At 70.9% G+C, this 17,325-nt stretch carries 20 protein-coding genes and 3 tRNA genes; 6 read left to right on the top strand and 17 right to left on the bottom strand.

Translation table 11 applies throughout. The features are described 5' to 3' along the window. Positions 1-211: 211 nt before the first annotated feature. The 5 genes from AADR41_RS35500 to AADR41_RS35520 all read right to left on the bottom strand — a co-directional run bounded on the left by AADR41_RS35500 (position 212) and on the right by AADR41_RS35520 (position 1,660). A complete protein-coding gene (locus AADR41_RS35500; RefSeq protein ID WP_342286067.1) occupies positions 212-640 on the bottom strand; it encodes a MaoC family dehydratase in 429 nt (142 codons plus the stop codon). Continuing rightward, positions 640-1,092 carry a MaoC family dehydratase N-terminal domain-containing protein gene (locus tag AADR41_RS35505; RefSeq protein WP_259928562.1) on the bottom strand — a complete coding sequence of 151 codons (453 nt, stop codon included), beginning with the start codon at positions 1,090-1,092 and terminating at the stop codon, positions 640-642. Before AADR41_RS35505 ends, AADR41_RS35500 begins: the two co-directional genes overlap by 1 nt. A gap of 123 nt (positions 1,093-1,215) precedes the next feature. Beyond that, the gene (gene rpmG / locus AADR41_RS35510; protein WP_003956487.1) at positions 1,216-1,380 is read right to left on the bottom strand and encodes a 50S ribosomal protein L33; all 165 of its coding nucleotides are present in this window, start codon (positions 1,378-1,380) and stop codon (positions 1,216-1,218) included. Positions 1,381-1,469: 89 nt separating this feature from the next. Next, a tRNA-Met gene (locus tag AADR41_RS35515) sits at positions 1,470-1,542 on the bottom strand. Between the two features lie 45 nt (positions 1,543-1,587). Next, positions 1,588-1,660, bottom strand: a tRNA-Thr gene (locus AADR41_RS35520). Positions 1,661-1,961: 301 nt separating this feature from the next. Here AADR41_RS35520 and AADR41_RS35525 point away from each other — a divergent pair. Both AADR41_RS35525 and AADR41_RS35530 read left to right on the top strand, forming a co-directional pair. Continuing rightward, complete coding sequence (locus tag AADR41_RS35525) at positions 1,962-3,254, top strand: amidohydrolase family protein (protein ID WP_342286070.1); 1,293 nt, start codon at positions 1,962-1,964, stop codon at positions 3,252-3,254. Positions 3,255-3,288: 34 nt separating this feature from the next. Continuing rightward, on the top strand, positions 3,289-3,945 hold the full coding sequence (locus AADR41_RS35530) for an SDR family oxidoreductase (protein WP_342286072.1): 657 nt from the start codon (positions 3,289-3,291) through the stop codon (positions 3,943-3,945). A 54-nt stretch (positions 3,946-3,999) separates the two neighbouring features. Here the strand turns inward: AADR41_RS35530 and AADR41_RS35535 are convergent, their stop codons facing one another. Next, the gene (locus AADR41_RS35535) at positions 4,000-4,449 is read right to left on the bottom strand and encodes a DUF523 domain-containing protein (RefSeq protein ID WP_342286073.1); all 450 of its coding nucleotides are present in this window, start codon (positions 4,447-4,449) and stop codon (positions 4,000-4,002) included. A 63-nt stretch (positions 4,450-4,512) separates the two neighbouring features. After that, a tRNA-Tyr gene (locus AADR41_RS35540) sits at positions 4,513-4,594 on the bottom strand. 211 nt (positions 4,595-4,805) lie between these two features. Between AADR41_RS35540 and AADR41_RS35545 the strand changes: the two genes are divergently transcribed. From AADR41_RS35545 to AADR41_RS35555, 3 genes are all read left to right on the top strand, one after another. Continuing rightward, positions 4,806-5,294: a YajQ family cyclic di-GMP-binding protein gene (locus AADR41_RS35545; protein ID WP_030926258.1), complete on the top strand. Its 489-nt coding sequence runs from the start codon at positions 4,806-4,808 to the stop codon at positions 5,292-5,294. A 161-nt stretch (positions 5,295-5,455) separates the two neighbouring features. Continuing rightward, entirely contained in the window at positions 5,456-5,956 is a 501-nt protein-coding gene (locus tag AADR41_RS35550; protein ID WP_342286076.1) for a methylated-DNA--[protein]-cysteine S-methyltransferase, read from the top strand. 1 nt (position 5,957) lies between these two features. Beyond that, positions 5,958-6,671, top strand: coding sequence for an alpha-ketoglutarate-dependent dioxygenase AlkB family protein (locus tag AADR41_RS35555; protein WP_342286078.1), 714 nt, complete (start codon positions 5,958-5,960; stop codon positions 6,669-6,671). Here AADR41_RS35555 and AADR41_RS35560 read toward each other — a convergent pair. Continuing rightward, on the bottom strand, positions 6,632-6,904 hold the full coding sequence (locus AADR41_RS35560) for a GlsB/YeaQ/YmgE family stress response membrane protein (RefSeq protein ID WP_329818592.1): 273 nt from the start codon (positions 6,902-6,904) through the stop codon (positions 6,632-6,634). The genes AADR41_RS35555 and AADR41_RS35560 overlap by 40 nt on opposite strands. A 344-nt stretch (positions 6,905-7,248) precedes the next feature. Here AADR41_RS35560 and AADR41_RS35565 point away from each other — a divergent pair, with 344 nt between their 5' ends. After that, positions 7,249-7,650 (top strand): YccF domain-containing protein, encoded by a 402-nt coding sequence (locus AADR41_RS35565; RefSeq protein ID WP_266621377.1) that lies wholly within the window; start codon positions 7,249-7,251, stop codon positions 7,648-7,650. A 138-nt stretch (positions 7,651-7,788) separates the two neighbouring features. Here AADR41_RS35565 and htpX read toward each other — a convergent pair whose 3' ends face one another. From htpX to AADR41_RS35610, 9 genes are all read right to left on the bottom strand, one after another. Further along, entirely contained in the window at positions 7,789-8,652 is an 864-nt protein-coding gene (gene htpX, locus AADR41_RS35570; RefSeq protein ID WP_342286080.1) for a zinc metalloprotease HtpX, read from the bottom strand. A 215-nt stretch (positions 8,653-8,867) separates the two neighbouring features. Beyond that, complete coding sequence (locus AADR41_RS35575; protein ID WP_342286082.1) at positions 8,868-9,323, bottom strand: large conductance mechanosensitive channel protein MscL; 456 nt, start codon at positions 9,321-9,323, stop codon at positions 8,868-8,870. Positions 9,324-9,417: 94 nt separating this feature from the next. Beyond that, complete coding sequence (locus AADR41_RS35580; protein WP_342286089.1) at positions 9,418-11,016, bottom strand: NADH-quinone oxidoreductase subunit N; 1,599 nt, start codon at positions 11,014-11,016, stop codon at positions 9,418-9,420. Positions 11,017-11,030: 14 nt separating this feature from the next. Continuing rightward, the gene (locus tag AADR41_RS35585; protein ID WP_342286090.1) at positions 11,031-12,578 is read right to left on the bottom strand and encodes a complex I subunit 4 family protein; all 1,548 of its coding nucleotides are present in this window, start codon (positions 12,576-12,578) and stop codon (positions 11,031-11,033) included. A gap of 27 nt (positions 12,579-12,605) precedes the next feature. Continuing rightward, positions 12,606-14,606 carry an NADH-quinone oxidoreductase subunit 5 family protein gene (locus AADR41_RS35590; RefSeq protein ID WP_342286083.1) on the bottom strand — a complete coding sequence of 667 codons (2,001 nt, stop codon included), beginning with the start codon at positions 14,604-14,606 and terminating at the stop codon, positions 12,606-12,608. Next, the gene (gene nuoK / locus AADR41_RS35595) at positions 14,603-15,010 is read right to left on the bottom strand and encodes an NADH-quinone oxidoreductase subunit NuoK (RefSeq protein ID WP_342286084.1); all 408 of its coding nucleotides are present in this window, start codon (positions 15,008-15,010) and stop codon (positions 14,603-14,605) included. Before nuoK ends, AADR41_RS35590 begins: the two co-directional genes overlap by 4 nt. Beyond that, positions 15,010-15,585, bottom strand: coding sequence for an NADH-quinone oxidoreductase subunit J family protein (locus tag AADR41_RS35600; protein WP_342286092.1), 576 nt, complete (start codon positions 15,583-15,585; stop codon positions 15,010-15,012). Before AADR41_RS35600 ends, nuoK begins: the two co-directional genes overlap by 1 nt. An 11-nt stretch (positions 15,586-15,596) precedes the next feature. Continuing rightward, on the bottom strand, positions 15,597-16,202 hold the full coding sequence (locus AADR41_RS35605) for a NuoI/complex I 23 kDa subunit family protein (protein ID WP_342286087.1): 606 nt from the start codon (positions 16,200-16,202) through the stop codon (positions 15,597-15,599). Next, complete coding sequence (locus AADR41_RS35610) at positions 16,202-17,170, bottom strand: complex I subunit 1/NuoH family protein (RefSeq protein ID WP_259928576.1); 969 nt, start codon at positions 17,168-17,170, stop codon at positions 16,202-16,204. Before AADR41_RS35610 ends, AADR41_RS35605 begins: the two co-directional genes overlap by 1 nt. Positions 17,171-17,325 lie beyond the last annotated feature (155 nt).

Raw genomic sequence — 17,325 nt, forward strand, 5'->3', positions numbered from 1 at the left:
GCCCAGCCGGAAGGTGGTCAGGGGGGCGAGGGGGGCGTCATGGAGTTCCTGCACGGGGACAAGGGTACGGTCCGTGCCCCGGCCGCTCGGGCGGGGCACGGACCGTACCCGCGCCGACCCACGGCCCGGGCGGCGTCAACCGGTCCCCCGCCCGGCACGCACGAGGGGCACCGCCCGTCGGACGGTGCCCCTCGCGTCACGCTCGACGGCCTCAGCCGAGCCGCACCACGGCGCGGGACATGCCCAGCACCTTCTTGCCCTCGTTCATGGCCGTCAGGTCCACCCGCACCTGCTTGTCGTCCAGCAGGGCGGCCACCTTGCCGCTGACCTCGATCAGTGCGCCGTCGTCGTCGTTCGGCACGACGACCGGCTTGGTGAACCGCACCCCGTACTCGACGACCGCACCCGGGTCACCGGCCCAGTCCGTGACCACGCGGATCGCCTCGGCCATGGTGAACATGCCGTGCGCGATCACGTCCGGCAGTCCGACCTCGCGGGCGAACTTCTCGTTCCAGTGGATCGGGTTGAAGTCACCGGAAGCACCCGCGTACTGCACCAGCATCGCCCGGGTCACCCGGAAGGACTGCGCCGGCAGCTCCGTACCGACCTCGACCGACTCGTATGCGACGTTCGCCGTCATCACGCCTCCTCGGCGGCGCGCGCCACCAGCTTCGTCCACGCGGTCACGACGTGCTCACCGGACTCGTCGTGGACCTCGCCACGGACGTCCAGGATGTCGTTGCCCGCCAGGGACTTGATGGCCTCGATCGTCGAGGTGACCGTCAGCCGGTCCCCCGCCCGCACGGGACGCGTGTAGGCGAACTTCTGGTCGCCGTGCACCACCCGGCTGTAGTCCAGGCCCAGCTGCGGGTCGTGGATCACCTGCCCGGCCGCCTTGAACGTGATGGAGAAGACGAACGTCGGCGGCGCGATCACATCGCTGTGGCCGAGCGCCTTGGCAGCCTCGGGGTCGACGTACGCCGGATTCGGGTCGCCCACCGCCTCGGCGAACTCACGGATCTTCTCCCGGCCGACCTCGTACGGCGGGGTGGGCGGATAGGTCCGCCCCACGAAGGACTGGTCGAGCGCCATGGGCTCGCTACCTCCTGATGAAAGATGAACAGGCCGAAGAAATGATGAACAGGCCGAAGGACAGCCTTCATACAACGACACGAGGCCGCCCCCAATGGGGACGGCCTCGTGTACGAGCCTGTTTCAGCGCGTTTCGCGGTGCGCAGTGTGCGAGTTGCAGCGCGGGCAGTGCTTCTTCATCTCAAGACGGTCCGGGTTGTTACGCCGGTTCTTCTTGGTGATGTAGTTCCGCTCCTTGCACTCCACGCAGGCCAGCGTGATCTTCGGGCGGACGTCGGTGGCAGCCACGTGAGTGCTCCTTGGACGGACGGATGGACGGATGAACGCAAAAAAGAGTAGCCGATCGAAGGACCGACCCCACAATCGGCTACCGTAAGTAGCGGTGACCGGACTTGAACCGGTGACACAGCGATTATGAGCCGCTTGCTCTACCGACTGAGCTACACCGCTTTGATGACGAGTCCCCCCGCCGAAGCGGGGTTTCCCGATCACCAGAGCCCCAATGCGGAATCGAACCGCAGACCTTCTCCTTACCATGGAGACGCTCTACCGACTGAGCTATTGGGGCGAGCGATGAAGACATTACACGCTCTCTCGCCGATCGCCCAAATCCGTTTCGGACCCCCGTCCGGAGCCCTTGATCGACGCCCCGCCGATCCCTTGGCCGAGAGCCCCCGGGACCGCCCGCCGGCCGCCTGATCAGCGCCTCGGTCTCCCCGTGGGGCACCACCGTCACGGTCGTACACACCCGCCCCACGCATCCCCAGGGCCACACCGGTACGACTATTCCGCTCCTCCTCGAACCGGGCCGAACACGCCCCTAGGCTCGACTCACTCTGCGTGATCTTGTCCCCATTCCCAGGAGCGCGATGCCCGACAGCCAGCCGTGGCAGCCGGACGACCATGCCGCCGACGCGGCCGGTGCGACCGGCGGCCCGGAGACCGCCGCCCCGGCCGGCCTGGTGCTCTGCGGCGCCCGGCTCACCGACGGCCGTGTCGTGGACGTACGGCTCGGCGGCGGCCGCATCGAGGCCGTCGGCACGGCGGGCAGTCTGGCCGCCGGTCCGCGGCTGGACCTGCGCGGCTATCTGCTGCTCCCCGCCCCCGCCGAACCCCACACCCACAGCGACACCGCGCTCACCGCCGACGGCGCGGGCCCCGGCACCCCCGGCCCGGCGTCGCACCGCCCGGAGGACATCCGGCGCCGCGCCACCGAGGCCGCCCTGCTCCAGCTCGGCCACGGGGCCACGGCGCTGCGCTCGCACGTGCGGATCGGGGACGTCCGGGGCCTCGCCCCGCTCGAAGCCGTACTGCAGGCACGCCGCTCGCTGCGCGGACTGACCGACCTGACCCCGGTCGCGGTGCCCCGGCTGCTCACCGGCATCGCGGGCGCGGGCAACCTGGCCATGCTGCGCGACGCGGTGAAGATGGGCGCCGGTGCGGTCGGCGGCTGCCCGGACCTGGATCCGGACCCGGCGGGGTACGCGGAGGCCGTGCTGGAGGTCGCCGCCGAGCAGGGCTGCCCCGTCGACCTGCACACGGACAGCGACGATCCGGCCCGGCTCGGCCGGCTGGCCGCCATGGCCGCAGGGCTGCGGCCCGGCGTCTCGCTCGGGCCGTGCGCGGGCCTCTCCCGGCTTCCCCCGCAGGCCGCGGCCCGCGCCGCCGACCAGCTGGCCGCGGCCGGGGTGACGGTGATCTGCCTCCCCCAGGGCGGCTGCTGCGGCGTGGAGGGCCGGGGCACCGCTCCCGTACGGCTGCTGCGGGCGGCCGGGGTGCGGGTCGCGGCGGGCAGCGGGGCGCTGCGGGACCTCGCGAACCCCGTGGGCCGCGGTGACCCGCTGGAGGCCGCCTACCTGCTGGCCTCGCAGCACGGGCTGCCGGCCGCGAAGGCCTACGAGGCGGTGTCCTCGGCCGCCAGGACGGCGATGGGGCTGCCCGGGGTCAGGGTCGAGGCGGGCTTTCCGGCCGAGCTGCTCGCGGTGCGCGGGGAGCAGCTGCCGGAGGTGCTCTCGCTCGCCTACAGCCGGGTGGTGGTGCATCGCGGCCGGGTGGTGGCGCGGACGAGCGCAGTGCGCGAGTACTGCGACTCCGAGACCGTCGTCGCCCTCGATCTGCCGCGCCAGGGGAGGACGGATCCCGGTTCCTGCGGCGGGCCCTGAGCGCGGCGGCCCGCCGCGGCGTACGGTCGTGACCATGCGCATTGTCATCGCAGGTGGACATGGTCAGATCGCGCTGCGGTTGGAGCGGCTGCTCACCGCGCGCGGGCACGAGGCCGTCGGCGTCATCCGCAATCCGGACCAGGGCAAGGACCTCCGGGACGCGGGTGCCGAGCCGGTGGTCCTGGATCTCGAATCCGCCTCCGCGGAGGAGGTGGCCGAGGTGCTCCGCGGCGCCGACGCGGTGGTCTTCGCGGCCGGCGCGGGCCCCGACAGCGGCGCGGAACGCAAGGAGACGGTGGATCGCGGGGCGGCGGTGCTCTTCGCCGACGCCGCCGAACTGGCGGGCGTACGGCGCTACGTCGTGGTCTCGTCGATGGGCGCCGACCCCGACCACCCGGGCGACGAGGTCTTCGACGCGTATCTGCGGGCCAAGGGGGCGGCGGACGCGTACGTGCGCTCCAGGACCGCGCTCGACTGGACGATCCTGCGCCCCGGCATGCTGACGAACGACGCGGGCACGGGGACGGTCCTGCTGACCGCGTCGACCGGCCGCGGTCCGGTGCCGCGCGACGACGTGGCGGCGGCGCTGCTGGAGCTGCTGGAGACCCCGGCGACGGCGGGGCTGACGCTGGAGCTCATCTCCGGGAACGTGCCGGTGGCGGTCGCGGTGAAGGACATCGCGGGGAACTGACCGGGCGTACGGCCGTGCGGAGCCGTACGCGGGTGGCGGGGGTGCCGCCGGCGGTCAGTCGCGCGGTGCCGGGCGGACGGAGATGCCGTTGCGCTCCAGCAGCGCGGCGGTGACGCCGTCGCCCTCGCGGAGCGCGCCGGTGAACGTACCGTCATAGACCGTTCCGCGCCCGCAGGAAGGGCTGCGCGCCATCAGCAGGGCCTCGGTGCATAGGGTCCGGCGCGCGGCCGCCAGAGCCCGTGCTGCGCCGTCCACGAACGCGTCCGTCACGTCGTGTCCGGTGGCGTCGACGACCCGGGCCCGGCCGTCCAGCACGTCGTGGCCGTCACCGCCGACGATCTCGGCGGGGCGGCGCGGGGTGGGCAGTCCGGCGGAGACCTCGGGGCAGAAGGCCACGGGGTGGCGGTCGCCGATGGCCGCGGTGACCGCGCCGGAGGCCCTGCCACGGCCGTCGAAGCGGCAGGGCACACCCTGCACGCAGGCGCTGACCAGTACGGATTCCATGTCCACGGCCCCTCGCAGCAGAAAACAAAGAAGGCCCCTGTCTGAGACAGGGGCCTTACCATGTGGCGGCGCCAGGGTTCGAACCTGGGTAGGCTGAGCCGGCAGATTTACAGTCTGCTCCCTTTGGCCACTCGGGCACACCGCCGGGGATTGCTGCCTTCGAGAACCGCTTTTCTGCGGCGCTCCGTGGCAACGACGTAAACGATACCCGATGCCCGGGGGTGCTTCGCCACCGGATTGATCAGCGGCCCGATCGGGTGCGGGTGGCTAGGCTTTGATCGGCGTCGCGGCCGTCAGGCCCGTTGCCGCCCTTATGCACCGCGTTCCCGAACCCCCGATACAAGGAGCCACACGTCATGGCCGACTCCAGTTTCGACATCGTCTCGAAGGTCGAGCGGCAGGAGGTCGACAACGCCCTCAACCAGGCCGCCAAGGAAATCTCGCAGCGTTACGACTTCAAGGGCACCGGCGCCTCGATCTCCTGGTCCGGCGAGAAGATCCTCATGGAGGCGAACGGCGAGGAGCGGGTCAAGGCGATCCTCGACATCTTCCAGTCCAAGCTGATCAAGCGGGGCATCTCGCTGAAGTCGCTGGACGCGGGCGAGCCGCAGCTGTCCGGCAAGGAGTACAAGATCTTCGCCACGATCGAGGAGGGCATCTCCCAGGAGAACGCCAAGAAGGTGGCGAAGATCATTCGCGACGAGGGCCCGAAGGGCGTCAAGGCGCAGGTCCAGGGCGACGAGCTGCGGGTCAGCTCGAAGAGCCGGGACGACCTGCAGGCCGTACAGGCGCTACTGAAGGGCCAGGACTTCGACTTCGCCGTGCAGTTCGTGAACTACCGGTAGGTCCCGCCCTTCGCCGGGGTGCGGGGCGGGAGGCACCGCTCCGCACCCGGGGTGCGATGTCCGAAAACCGCCGGTCACGGCGGAGCGGGCCACGCAGACTTGTCCATGTCGGGCGGCGAACCGGTCGGATCCCGGCATGAAGTGCAGGAAAGGGACGAGTCATGACCATCTACGCAACGGTCGACAGCCCGCTGGGTGAACTGCTGCTGGTCGGCGAGGAGACCACCGGCGGGGTGGCGCTCGCCTCGCTCTCGCTGCCCGGCCAGAAGGGCGCCGCGGTCGTCCAGGACGGATGGGTCCGCTCGCCGGAGGCGTTCGCGGGCGTCGCCGCTCAGCTGCGGGAGTACTTCGCGGGCCGGCTGACCCGCTTCGACATCGAGTACGCGGACGGCGTGGGCACCGACTTCCAGCGCCGGGTGTGGTCCGCCCTGGACACCGTCCCCTACGGGGAGACCGTGTCGTACGGGCAGATCGCCGAACGCGTCGGCAGCGCCGGGGCGGGCGTACGGGCCGTGGGCACGGCGATCGGGCGCAATCCGCTGCTGGTCGTGCGGCCGTGCCACCGGGTGATCGGCTCGGACGGGGCGCTGCGGGGTTACGCGGGCGGCCTGGAGCGCAAGGAGCGGCTGCTGCGGCTGGAAGGCGCCTCGGCGGTGCGCTGAGATGTCCGGACTCTTCCCGAGGCCTCGCGCCGTCGTCGCGCCGGGGGCCGTGCACGTGCCCGAGTGGCTGCCGCCGGAGCGGCAGCGGGAGTTGGTGGCGGCCTGCCGGGAGTGGGCGCGCGGGCCGGTGCCGCTGCGGCACACGGTCCTGCCGGGCGGCGGGGTGATGTCCGTACAGACGGTCTGTGTGGGGTGGCACTGGCAGCCGTACCGGTATTCACGCACGGCCGATGACGTGAACGGGGCGCGGGTCGCCGAATTTCCCGACTGGCTGGCCGAATTGGGCCGCGAGGCGCTGGTGGCGGCCTACGGGGACGAGAGTCCGGCACGGACGTACGCGCCGGACACCGCGCTCGTCAACTTCTACGACGGGGCGGCGCGCATGGGCATGCACCAGGACAAGGAGGAGCGGTCCGGCGCTCCGGTGGTGTCGCTCAGCATCGGCGACACCTGTGTCTTCCGCTTCGGGAACACCGAGAACCGTGGGAGGCCCTACACGGATGTGGAGTTGGCCTCCGGCGATCTGTTCGTCTTCGGCGGGCCGTCGCGGTTCGCGTTCCACGGTGTGCCGAGGGTCTGCCCCGGCACCGCCGATCCCGCGACGGGGATGAGCCGTGGCCGGCTCAATCTGACCCTGCGCGAGACCGGGCTGGGCGCCTTCGGTACGGACGGGGGTCAGCGGCGTTCGCGGGAGTTCCCGAACAGCAGTCGGTAGGCGATCAGCAGGACCAGTGAACCGCCGATGGCGGCGACCCAAGTGGCCATGTCGAAGAAGTCGTTGGATATGGGGCGGTCGAGGAAGCGCGACGATATCCAGCCACCGAGGAAAGCGCCGACGATCCCGATGAGGGTGGTGCCGATCAGGCCGCCCGGGTCGCGGCCCGGCAGCAGAACCTTGGCGATGACTCCGGCCACCAGTCCGAGAATGATCCATCCGATAATGCTCATGCGTGCGAACCTACCCGTCACTCGTTCCTGGAATCCAAGACGCCGGCGCCGGTCGGACGGTTGCCTTCGGGGCCTGTGAACGGGCTGTGCGTCCGGACTCGCGGGCAGGCCGGCGGGCGGGCTCGCGGACGGACTCGTGCAGGGCTGCGAGCAACTGCTCGGTGCCGTTCCTGCGTTCATGGTTGATGACGGGTACGGGTGATGGGGCGCGGCCGAAGGGGGCGGACCGATCGCCCGCGCTCCGGTCACCCCATGGGCCCGCTCCGGTTACTCCTGCCCGTGACCAGGGCTGATACTGACCATGCAGGGCGACAACGGGTAACACCCCCGGAAGGCGAGTGACCATGAAGCTCATACAGCTGATCCTGAACATCCTGTGGGTGGTGTTCTGCGGATTCTGGATGGCCCTCGGCTACCTCCTCGCCGCGATCATCTGCTTCGTGCTGATCGTGACGATTCCGTTCGGCATCGCTTCCCTCAGAATCGCCGGCTACGTGCTGTGGCCGTTCGGGCGCACGACCGTGGAGCGGCCCGACGCGGGGGCGCCCTCCTGCGTCGGCAATGTGATCTGGCTCGTCTTCGCCGGGTGGTGGCTGGCGCTGGGGCACCTGATCACCAGCATCCCGCTGTTCGTGTCGATCATCGGGATCCCCTTCGGCTGGGCGAACCTGAAGATGATCCCGATCTCGCTCATGCCGCTGGGCCGCGAGATCGTCCCGAGCGACGAGGCCTTCGGAGCCCGCTGAGAGGAGGCGGGCCGGGGGCTCCAGTCGGGCCGAGAGCCCAGGAGAGCGGACGGCCCCGGAAGAGCGGCAGGCTTCCGGAGCCGGGGCCTCAGGAGCCGGGCCGGGGCCTCAGGAGCCGGGGCCTCCGGAGCGAAGGCCTCAGGAGCGGGGGCCGGCCATCTGCTCCAGCCGGGCGATGCGCTCCGCCATCGGCGGATGCGTCGAGAACAGCTTGGACATGCCCTGGCCGGGGCGGAACGGATTCGCGATCATCATGTGACTCGCGGTCTCGATCCTCGGCTCCGGTGGCAGCGGCAGCTGTTTCGTTCCTGCGTCGAGCTTGCGCAGGGCACTGGCCAGGGCCAGCGGGTCGCCGGTCAGCTGGGCGCCGGAGGCGTCCGCCTCGTACTCGCGGGAGCGGCTCACGGCCAGTTGGATGACGGAGGCCGCGATCGGGCCGAGGATCATGATCATCAGCATCCCGAAGATGCCCGGTCCGTCGTCGTCGTTGGACCGACCCACCGGGATCAGCCAGGCGAAGTTGACCAGGAACATGACGACGGAGGCGAGCGCCCCGGCGACGGACGAGATCAGGATGTCCCGGTTGTAGACGTGGCTCAGCTCGTGTCCCAGGACGCCGCGCAGCTCCCGCTCGTCCAGGATCTGCAGGATGCCGTCCGTGCAGCAGACGGCGGCGTTGCGCGGATTGCGTCCGGTGGCGAAGGCGTTGGGGGCCTGCGTCGGGGAGATGTAGAGCCGCGGCATGGGCTGGCGGGCGGCGGTGGAGAGCTCGCGGACCATGCGGTAGAGCTGTGGCGCCTCGAATTCGCTGACGGGGCGGGCCCGCATGGCCCGGAGCGCCAGCTTGTCGCTGTTCCAGTACGCGTAGGCGTTGGTGCCGACGGCCACGAGCAGCGCGACGATCAGGCCCGTACGTCCGAAGAAGCTTCCGATGACGATGATGAGTGCGGACAGGCCCCCGAGGAGTACGGCGGTTCTCAGCCCGTTGTGCCGGCGGTGCACGGTACGCCCTCCAGGTGGTGCGGCAGGGGAACCCTTTGCTTGGTGGTCTCCACTCCCCCAGTGGAGCCTCCCGTACCGGTCAACGCCAGGCGAGAGGAGCTAGTTCCCTTGTGCGCACCGCCGCGGGGCCGGGCCTGTCCGGCGCTTGTGGCCGGATCAGGCTCTGGGCCGTACGGGTCAGTGGCTGTGCGTGTGCCGGTCGGCTCCGGCCCGGCTCAGCGCTGGGCGGGGAGTCCGGCGACTTCGAGGGCCGCGGGGTCCGGCTTGATCTCGCTGGTGCAGTGCGCGCAGCGGGAGGCGATGGCCGGGATCTCGGTGTAGCAGCGGGGGCAGTCGCGCGTGGCGGCCTTGATGTCCAGCTTCTCCGCCTTGGTGAAGCGGGCCTGGACCTTCGCCATGGGCACGACGACGCAGAAGTAGAGAACGGCGGCGGTGATCAGGAAGGCGATGGCGGCGGCGAGGAACTTCCCGTACGGGAAGATGGTGCCCTCGACCGAGAACTCCGCCGAGCTGAAGTCGCCGACGGAACCGGTGGCGAGGCCGATCAGTGGGGTGATGAAGGCCGTGCTGAATCCGGTGACGACCGCGGTGAACGCCGCTCCGACGGCCAGCCCGATGGCCATGGAGATGACGTTTCCGCGCAGGATGAAGTCCTTGAACCCGTTCAGCACTGCTCTTGCTCCTCTGGAATTGCCTACGTGTGGGGGCGTGCGGGCAAGACCTTGCCCTGTACGGGCCGTTCCGGGCAAACCGATCTTCGGTATGTCAGAAGAGATTGACGGCGGCGAACCGGAGGACCGTCTGCGGAGCGCCCGAGAGCACCACGCCCGCCACGGCCGTGAGCGCGATGGCGGTGGTGAGGGATGCCGGGACTGCGTGCCTGGTGGGGGCGGGTACGGCGCCCTCGGCCGGAGTCTCTTCGCGGACCGCCTCCGCCGGGGCTCCCCCCGGGGCGCGGAAGAGCGTCGCGGTCCACCGGAGGTAGTAGTAGAGCGCGATCACCACGTTGACGGCCATGACGACGGCGAGCCAGCCGAGTCCGGCGTCGACGGCCGCGGAGAAGACCGTGACCTTGGCGAAGAGGCCGATGATGCCGGGTGGCAGGCCGGCCAGGCAGAGCAGGAAGAAGGCCATCGCCAGGGCGGCCAGGGGGCGGGTGGCGTACAGGCCGCGGTAGTCGGTGAGCCGGTTGCCGGGGCTGGTACGGGCGACCAGGGCGGCGACCGCGAAGGCGCCGAGGTTCACGACGGCGTACATGAGGGCGTACGCGACGGTGGAGCCGATGTGCTCGTCGCTGGAGTACGCGGCGGCGGCGATCGGCACCAGGAGGTAGCCGGCCTGGCCGACGGACGACCAGGCGAGCAGCCGTACGGCGCTGCGGGCCCGGCCGGCGTTCTGGCGCAGCGCGGCGACGTTGCCGACCGTCATGGTGAGCGCGGCGAGGACGGCGAGCGCCGGTCCCCAGACGTCGGCGTACGCCGGGAACGCGATCACGGTGACGAGGATGAGGCCGGAGAAGCCGACCGCCTTGCCGACGACCGAGAGGTAGGCGGCGATCGGCAGGGGCGCGCCGATGTAGGTGTCGGGAACCCAGAAGTGGAAGGGCGCGGCGGCGGTCTTGAACGCGAAGCCGACCAGGGTGAGGACGACGCCCGCCTTGGCGAGGGTGTCCAGCTGACCGGGTACGTCGTCGAGCCGGGAGGCGATCTCGGTGAGGTGCAGGGTGCCGGTGGTCGCGTACACGAAGCTGACGCCGAGCAGCATGACGGCGGTCGCGACGACGGAGGAGAGGAAGAACTTCAGCGCCGCCTCGGAGGACCGCCGGTCGCCGCGCTTGATGCCGACGAGGGCGAACGCGGGCAGTGAGGCGACTTCGAGGGCGACGACGAGGGTGGCGAGGTCGCGGGCGGCGGGCAGGAGTGCGGCGCCGGAGGCGGAGGACAGCAGCAGGAACCAGAACTCGCCGGCCGGGAGTTTGCGGGTGTCGCCGAACGAGAGCAGCGCGGTGAGCAGGGCGCCGCCGAGCACGAGGGCCTGGATGACCAGGGCGAAGTGGTCGGCGGTGTAGCTGCAGGCACCGGCGGCGCCGGATCCGGTGGCCGCCTCGTTGAGGCAGAAGGTGGAGCGGTCGCCGGCGCGCAGCGGGACGAGGAGGGCCAGGGCGGCGACCAGCCCGCCGATGGTCAGCGCGCCGAGGAGCGGCTTGCGGTGCTCGGGCAGGAAGAGGTCGGTGACCAGGACGATCAGGGCCATGGCCGCGACGACGACCGGGGGTGCGATCGCGAGCCAGTCGACGGACTGGACGAGGCTGGTGGTGTTCTCGGCCGCGGTGGTGACGAGGTCCTGGGTGACTGCGCCCGGGATGACGACGGCTGGGGTCACGACTTGCCTCCTGCGAGGAGCTTCTGCACGGCCGGGTCGGTGAGGCCGAGGAGGACGGCGGGCCACAGACCGGCGAGGACGGTGAGCGCGACGAGCGGGGTCCAGGCGGCGAACTCGTACGTCTGGACGTCGGCGAGCCGTGGCTCTTCGCGCTTCTCGCCCATGCAGACCCGGCGTACCACCATGAGCATGTACGCGGCGGTGAGCAGGGTGCCGAACGCGGCGATCGACATGAAGGTGAGGAACGCGGGGCGGCTGAGGCCCTCGGCGGGGTCGAAGGAGCCGAACAGGGCGAGCATCTCGCCCCAGAATCCGGCGAGTCCCGGCAGTCCCAGGGAGGCGACGGCGGCGAAGGCGAGGAGGCCGCCGAGGCGGGGGGCCCGGCCGTAGAGCGCGGCACCGGTGGCTCCGGAGAGGGTGTCGAGGTCGGCGGTGCCGTACCGGTCCTTGACCGCGCCGACCAGGAAGAACAGCAGTCCGGTGATGAGGCCGTGGGCGATGTTGGCGAAGAGCGCGCCGTTGACCCCGGTGGGTGTCATGCTCGCGATGCCGAGGAGCACGAAGCCCATGTGGCCGACGGAGGAGTACGCGATCAGGCGCTTGAGGTCGCCCTTGGAGCCGGGACGGACCAGCGCCAGGCAGGCCAGCGATCCGTAGATGACGCCGACGACCGCGAAGGCGGCGAGGTACGGCGCGAAGGTGTGCATCCCGTCGGGGGTGATGGGGAGCAGGATGCGGACGAATCCGTACGTGCCCATCTTCAGCAGGACGCCCGCGAGCAGGACCGAGCCGACGGTCGGGGCCGCGGTGTGGGCGTCCGGCAGCCAGCTGTGCAGCGGCCACATGGGGGTCTTCACCGCGAGCCCGAGGCCGATCGCGAGAACGGCGATGACCTGCACGGACGAGGTGAGCCCACGGCCGTTGTCAGTGGCGAGTGCCACCATGTCGAAGGTGCCGCTCTTCAGTCCGACGAGGAGCAGGCCCAGCAGCATGACGACCGAGCCGAGCAGCGTGTAGAGGATGAACTTCCAGGCGGCGGCCTGCTTCTTCGCACCGCCCCAGCGGGCGATGAGGAAGTACATCGGGATGAGCACCATCTCGAACGCCAGGAAGAACAGCAGCAGATCGAGGACGGCGAAGGTCGCGAGGGTGCCGGACTCCAGGACGAGCAGGAGTGCGACGAAGGCCTTCGGGGAGGGGCCTTCGGGCATTTTGAAGTAGCTGTGGAGCGCGCAGAGGAAGGTCAGCAGCGCGGTCAGTACGAGAAGGGGGAGCGAGATGCCGTCGATGCCGAGATGGATGCGGACGTCGAGTGCCGGGATCCAGCTGATGTCGGTGGTGGCCTGCATCTTCGACGGGTGGTCGTGGTCGAAGCCCGCGGCGAGCACGATCGCGGCGACGAGGATCGCGCCGGTGACGGTCACGCCGTGGCGGAGCACGGCCTGGTCGGGGTTCTTCCCCTTCAGTCCGGGCGGGGCCGGCAGAAGGGCGGCGACGGCACCGATGAGCGGGATGACGACGATGAACGCGAGAAGGAACTGCATCACGGATTCACTGATATCGATCACGGCTCACGACCCGGCGTTGACGTTGGCAAAGACGACGGCGGCGATCGCCAGGACCAGCGAACCCGCGAGCAGTGCGCTGAGGTAGGTCTGCACGTTGCCGGTCTGCGCACGGCGCACGGCGGCGCCGAGCCCGCGCGCGACGGCTCCGGAGCCGCGTACGTAGGTGTCGACGACCTCGCGGTCCAGGAAGCGGACGAGGCTCGCCGCGGCCTGGACGGGGCGGACGAACAGTGCCGTGTACAGGGCGTCGAGGTGGAAGCCCGCGGCGGCCGGGCGGTGCAGCGGGCCGAGCAGCAGGCGGCCGGGGTCGGCCGGGTCGGGGGCGTCCCCGGCGGTTCCGTAGGCGGCGGTGTGTGCCGTCATGGCCTGGGCCTCGACGAGGGCGGGTTCGGCGTCGGGGTGGGCGACGACGGTGCCGACGGGGGTGCGGGCGGCGAGCGCCGAGGTGTGGCGCCAGGCTCCGTAGGTGACCAGGCCGCCGACCATGCCGGCACCGGTGGAGAGGACGGCGGTGGTCACGGACGGGGTGAGGGCGTGTCCGTCGAACCAGTCGGTGATCGTGCCGACGGTGAGCCCGAAGGCGATGGTGGGGACGGCGAGCACCCAGAGCACGGCAGTCATCGCGACGGGCTGCCTGCCGTGGTCCGGGACCTCGGCACCGCGGCCCCGGAAGGCGAGGAGCCAGAGGCGGGTGGCGTAGGCGGCGGTGAGGACGGCGGCGAGCAGTCCGGCGACGAGCACGGTCCAGCCGGCGGCGGCCGGCGCGACGTGCCGCCCCCCGACCGCGGTGTGCTCGGCGGCGACGAGGACGGCTTCCTTGGAGAAGAAGCCGGCGAACGGAGGAATGGCGGCGAGCGCGAGCAGGGCGACGGTCATCGTCCAGTAGGCGTCCGGGACGCGCTTCGTCAGCCCGCCCATGCGGGACATGGCGGCCAGTGAGTTGGTCCCGGCGGCGTGGATGACGACGCCGGCCGCGAGGAAGAGGACCGCCTTGAACGCGCCGTGGGACAGGAGGTGGAAGACGGCGGCCCCGCGGTCGCCGACGGCCAGGGCACCGGCCATGTAGCCGAGCTGACCGATCGTCGAGTAGGCGAGGACCCGCTTGATGTCGTCCTGGGCGAGGGCGGCGAGCCCCGAGCCGATCATCGTGATCGCGGCCATCACGGCGAGCACGACGAGGGCGGCGCCGGACTCGGCGAAGACGGGGAGGAGCCGGGCCACGAAGTAGATGCCGGCGGCGACCATCGTCGCGGCGTGGATGAGCGCGGAGACGGGGGTGGGACCGGCCATCGCGTCGGGCAGCCAGGTGTGCAGGGGGAACTGCGCCGACTTGCCGGCGACGCCCGCGAGGAGCAGCAGCGCGATCGGGGTGGGGTGGTCCAGGCCGCCGTTGGCGACGGCGCCCAGGATGCCGGTGATGCGGAAGGTGCCGGTGTCGGCGGCGAGCGCGAACAGGCCGATCAGGAAGGGGACGTCGCCGAGCTTGGTGACCAGGAAGGCCTTGAGGGAGGCGGCGCGGGCTTCGGGCGTCTCCCAGTAGTGGCCGACGAGGAAGTACGAGCAGATGCCCATGATCTCCCAGCCGACCAGCAGCACCATCAGGTCGCCGGAGTAGACGACGAGCAGCATCGCGGAGGTGAAGAGGGAGACGAGGGCGGCGTACGAGGGGTAGCGGGGGTCGTCGCGCAGATAGGCGGTCGAGTAGATCTGCACGCAGGTGGCGACGAGTCCGACCAGCAGCGCGACGAGGACGGCGAAGCCGTCGAGGTGCAGGGCGAGGTCGATCGGGACCGAGCCGGTGGGGGTGAGCTGGGTCGCGGCGTCGATGGCCCGGCCGCCGCCCTGGCGGGCCGCGACGACGGCCGCGACGACAGCGGCGGCGAGAGTGGGCAGTACGGCGAGGGGCCGTACGAAGCCGGGGGCGGTGCGTCCGAGCAGGAGGCCGGCCGCGGCGCCCAGGAACGGGAGGAGGGGGACGAGGACGGCGAGGGTCGTGGTGGTCACGCGGTGGCCTCTGCCTTCTTTGCCTTCCCTGCCGCAGCAGTGGCCTGGTCTTCGGTGCCGGTGTCGGACTCGTCGTCCGGGAGGGCTTCGGCGGCGTCGGTCTCGGCGGTGTCGCGGAGCCGGTCGATGTCCGAGCTGCCCCGGTTGCGGTACACGGCGAGGACGATCGCCAGGCCGATGCCGATCTCGGCCGCCGCGATGGCGATGGTGAAGAGGGTGAGGGCCTGGCCGGAGTGCAGGGCGTCACGGAGCCAGACGTCGAAGGCGACCAGGTTGAGGTTGACGGCGTTGAGCATCAGCTCGACGGACATCAGGACCAGGATCGCGTTGCGGCGGGCGAGCACTCCGTACAGCCCGGTGCAGAAGAGGAGGGCGGCGAGCACGGCGGGATAGGCGAGGTGCATCAGCTCTGCTCCTTACCGCGCTTGCGGGACAGGACGATCGCGCCGACGAGGGCGGCGAGCAGCAGGACGGAGAGTGCTTCGAAGGGCAGCACCCAGTGCCGGAAGAGGAAGGAGCCGGTCGCCTCGGTCGAGCCCTGGGCCGGTCCGTCCAGGTCGATCCAGGTGGTGCGGAAGGCGTCGACGACGACCCAGACGAGCGCGCCCGCGGCGGCGACGGCCACGCCCAGGGCCGCCCGGCGGTTGCCCGAGTCGGCGTCCGGGGAGCGGCCGATGGGAGCTCTGGTGAGCATCAGCCCGAAGAGGAGGAGCACGACGACGGAACCGACGTAGATCAGTACCTGTACCCAGGCGATGAACTCCGCGGTGAGCAGGAGGTACTCGACGGCGAGACCGCCGAGCGCCACGACCAGCCAGAGTGCGGCGTGCACCAGTTGTCTGGTCGTGACGGTGACGAGGGCCGCGCCGAGGGTGGCGATGCCGACGAGGAGGAAGGCGATCTCGACGCCGGTCGGGGAGAGGAAACCGGAGGGGGCCGGGGCGTCCGGGCGGGCGGCGAGGACGGAGTGCGCCGCGATGGCTGCGAGTGTCACTCCTCCCCCTCTGCTTTCTGCTGGGCCTGCTCGGTCTGCTGGGCTTCCTGGGCGCGCTGGGCTTCGAGCTTCTCCGCCGTCTTGCGGGCGGCGGCGATCTCCTTCGGCTCCTCGGCGCCCGCGTCGAGCGCGGGCGGTTCCGGCACCGTCCACATCCATTCGCGGAGCTTGTCGCGTTCATGGGTGAGTTCGAGGATGTCCGTCTCCGCGTACTCGAACTCCGGTGACCAGAAGAGCGCGTCGAAGGGGCACACCTCGATGCAGATACCGCAGTACATGCAGAGCGAGAAGTCGATCGCGAAGCGGTCGAGGACGTTGCGGCTGCGTTCGCGGCCGCCCGGGGCCGCGGCGGGCACCGTCTCCTTGTGGGAGTCGATGTAGATGCACCAGTCGGGGCACTCGCGGGCGCAGAGCATGCAGACCGTGCAGTTCTCCTCGAACAGCGCGATGACGCCCCGGGAGCGGGGCGGGAGTTCGGGCTGGACGTCCGGGTACTGCGCGGTGACGGTCTTCCTCGTCATCGTCCGCAGGGTGACGGCCAGGCCCTTGGCCAGGCCGGAGCCGGGGATGCGGGGACGGGAGGGCGGGAGCGGCACGGCCATCAGCTGATCGCCACCTTCACGATGCCGGTGAGCGCGATCTGCGCGAGAGCGAGCGGGATGAGCGTGGTCCAGGCGAGCTTCTGCAACTGGTCCTCGCGGAGCCGGGGGTAGGACACCCGTAGCCAGATGACGACGAAGGCGAGTACGGCGGTCTTGAGCAGCGTCCAGACCCAGCCGAGTCCGTCGGCACCGAACGGGCCGTGCCAGCCGCCGAGGAAGAGGACGGTGGTCAGTCCGCACAGCACGACGATGCCCGCGTACTCGGCGAGCAGGAAGAGCGCGAAGCGCAGGCCGGTGTACTCGGTGTACGCGCCGAAGATGATCTCGGAGTCGGCGACCGGCATGTCGAACGGCGGGCGTTGCAGCTCGGCGAGGCCGGCCACGAAGAAGACCAGTGCGCCGACGATCTGCCAGGGCAGCCACCACCACTCGAAGGCGTCGAGGATGCCCGGGAGGGAGACGGTGCCGGCCGCCATCGCGACGGAGGCGGCGGCGAGCAGCATCGGCAGCTCGTACGCGAGCAGCTGGGCGGCGGTGCGCAGGCCCCCGAGGAGGGAGAACTTGTTGGCCGAGGCCCAGCCGGCCATGAGCGAGCCGAGCACGCCGACGCCCATCACGGCGAGTACGAAGAAGATGCCCGCGTCGACGACCTGTCCGACCGCGCCCTCGCCGGGGCCGATCGGGATGGCGACGAGCACGAGGAGGTACGGGAGGAGCGCGACGGCCGGCGCGAGCTGGAAGATACGGCGGTCGGCCCGGTCCGGGACGATGTCTTCCTTCTGGGCGAACTTCACGCCGTCCGCGACGAGCTGGGCCCAGCCGTGGAAGCCACCCGCGTACATGGGGCCGAGGCGGCCCTGCATGTGGGCCATCACCTTGTGCTCGGTCTGTCCCACGACGAGGGGGAGGACCATGAACACGGCGAAGACGATGACCAGGCGGAGGGCGACGTCGAGTACGTCGTTCACGCGGTATCGCCTCCGGCGGGGTCGTTGGGGGGTGCGGGTGCTGGGGGTTCCGGGGACTTCGGGGTCTCCGGGTTCTCCGGGTTCTCCGGGGACTTCGGGTTCTCCGGGGTCTCCGGGGTCTCCGGGGATTCTGCGGTTTCCGGGGTCTCCGAGGG

The organism is Streptomyces sp. CLV115 (genome assembly GCF_038448545.1).
GTDB classification, from domain to species: Bacteria; Actinomycetota; Actinomycetes; order Streptomycetales; family Streptomycetaceae; genus Streptomyces; species Streptomyces sanglieri.

Excerpts from the sequence above, each read along its gene's own strand:
- AADR41_RS35565 (WP_266621377.1), top strand. The coding sequence starts at position 7,249 with ATGAAGCTCATACAGCTGATCCTGAACATCCTGTGGGTGGTGTTCTGC.
- AADR41_RS35530 (WP_342286072.1), top strand. The coding sequence starts at position 3,289 with ATGCGCATTGTCATCGCAGGTGGACATGGTCAGATCGCGCTGCGGTTG.
- AADR41_RS35585 (WP_342286090.1), bottom strand. The coding sequence starts at position 12,578 with ATGCAGTTCCTTCTCGCGTTCATCGTCGTCATCCCGCTCATCGGTGCC.
- AADR41_RS35500 (WP_342286067.1), bottom strand. The coding sequence starts at position 640 with ATGACGGCGAACGTCGCATACGAGTCGGTCGAGGTCGGTACGGAGCTG.
- AADR41_RS35560 (WP_329818592.1), bottom strand. The coding sequence starts at position 6,904 with ATGAGCATTATCGGATGGATCATTCTCGGACTGGTGGCCGGAGTCATC.
- AADR41_RS35545 (WP_030926258.1), top strand. The coding sequence starts at position 4,806 with ATGGCCGACTCCAGTTTCGACATCGTCTCGAAGGTCGAGCGGCAGGAG.
- nuoK (WP_342286084.1), bottom strand. The coding sequence starts at position 15,010 with ATGCACCTCGCCTATCCCGCCGTGCTCGCCGCCCTCCTCTTCTGCACC.
- AADR41_RS35550 (WP_342286076.1), top strand. The coding sequence starts at position 5,456 with ATGACCATCTACGCAACGGTCGACAGCCCGCTGGGTGAACTGCTGCTG.
- AADR41_RS35605 (WP_342286087.1), bottom strand. The coding sequence starts at position 16,202 with ATGGCCGTGCCGCTCCCGCCCTCCCGTCCCCGCATCCCCGGCTCCGGC.
- AADR41_RS35505 (WP_259928562.1), bottom strand. The coding sequence starts at position 1,092 with ATGGCGCTCGACCAGTCCTTCGTGGGGCGGACCTATCCGCCCACCCCG.
- AADR41_RS35555 (WP_342286078.1), top strand. The coding sequence starts at position 5,958 with ATGTCCGGACTCTTCCCGAGGCCTCGCGCCGTCGTCGCGCCGGGGGCC.
- AADR41_RS35535 (WP_342286073.1), bottom strand. The coding sequence starts at position 4,449 with ATGGAATCCGTACTGGTCAGCGCCTGCGTGCAGGGTGTGCCCTGCCGC.
- AADR41_RS35525 (WP_342286070.1), top strand. The coding sequence starts at position 1,962 with ATGCCCGACAGCCAGCCGTGGCAGCCGGACGACCATGCCGCCGACGCG.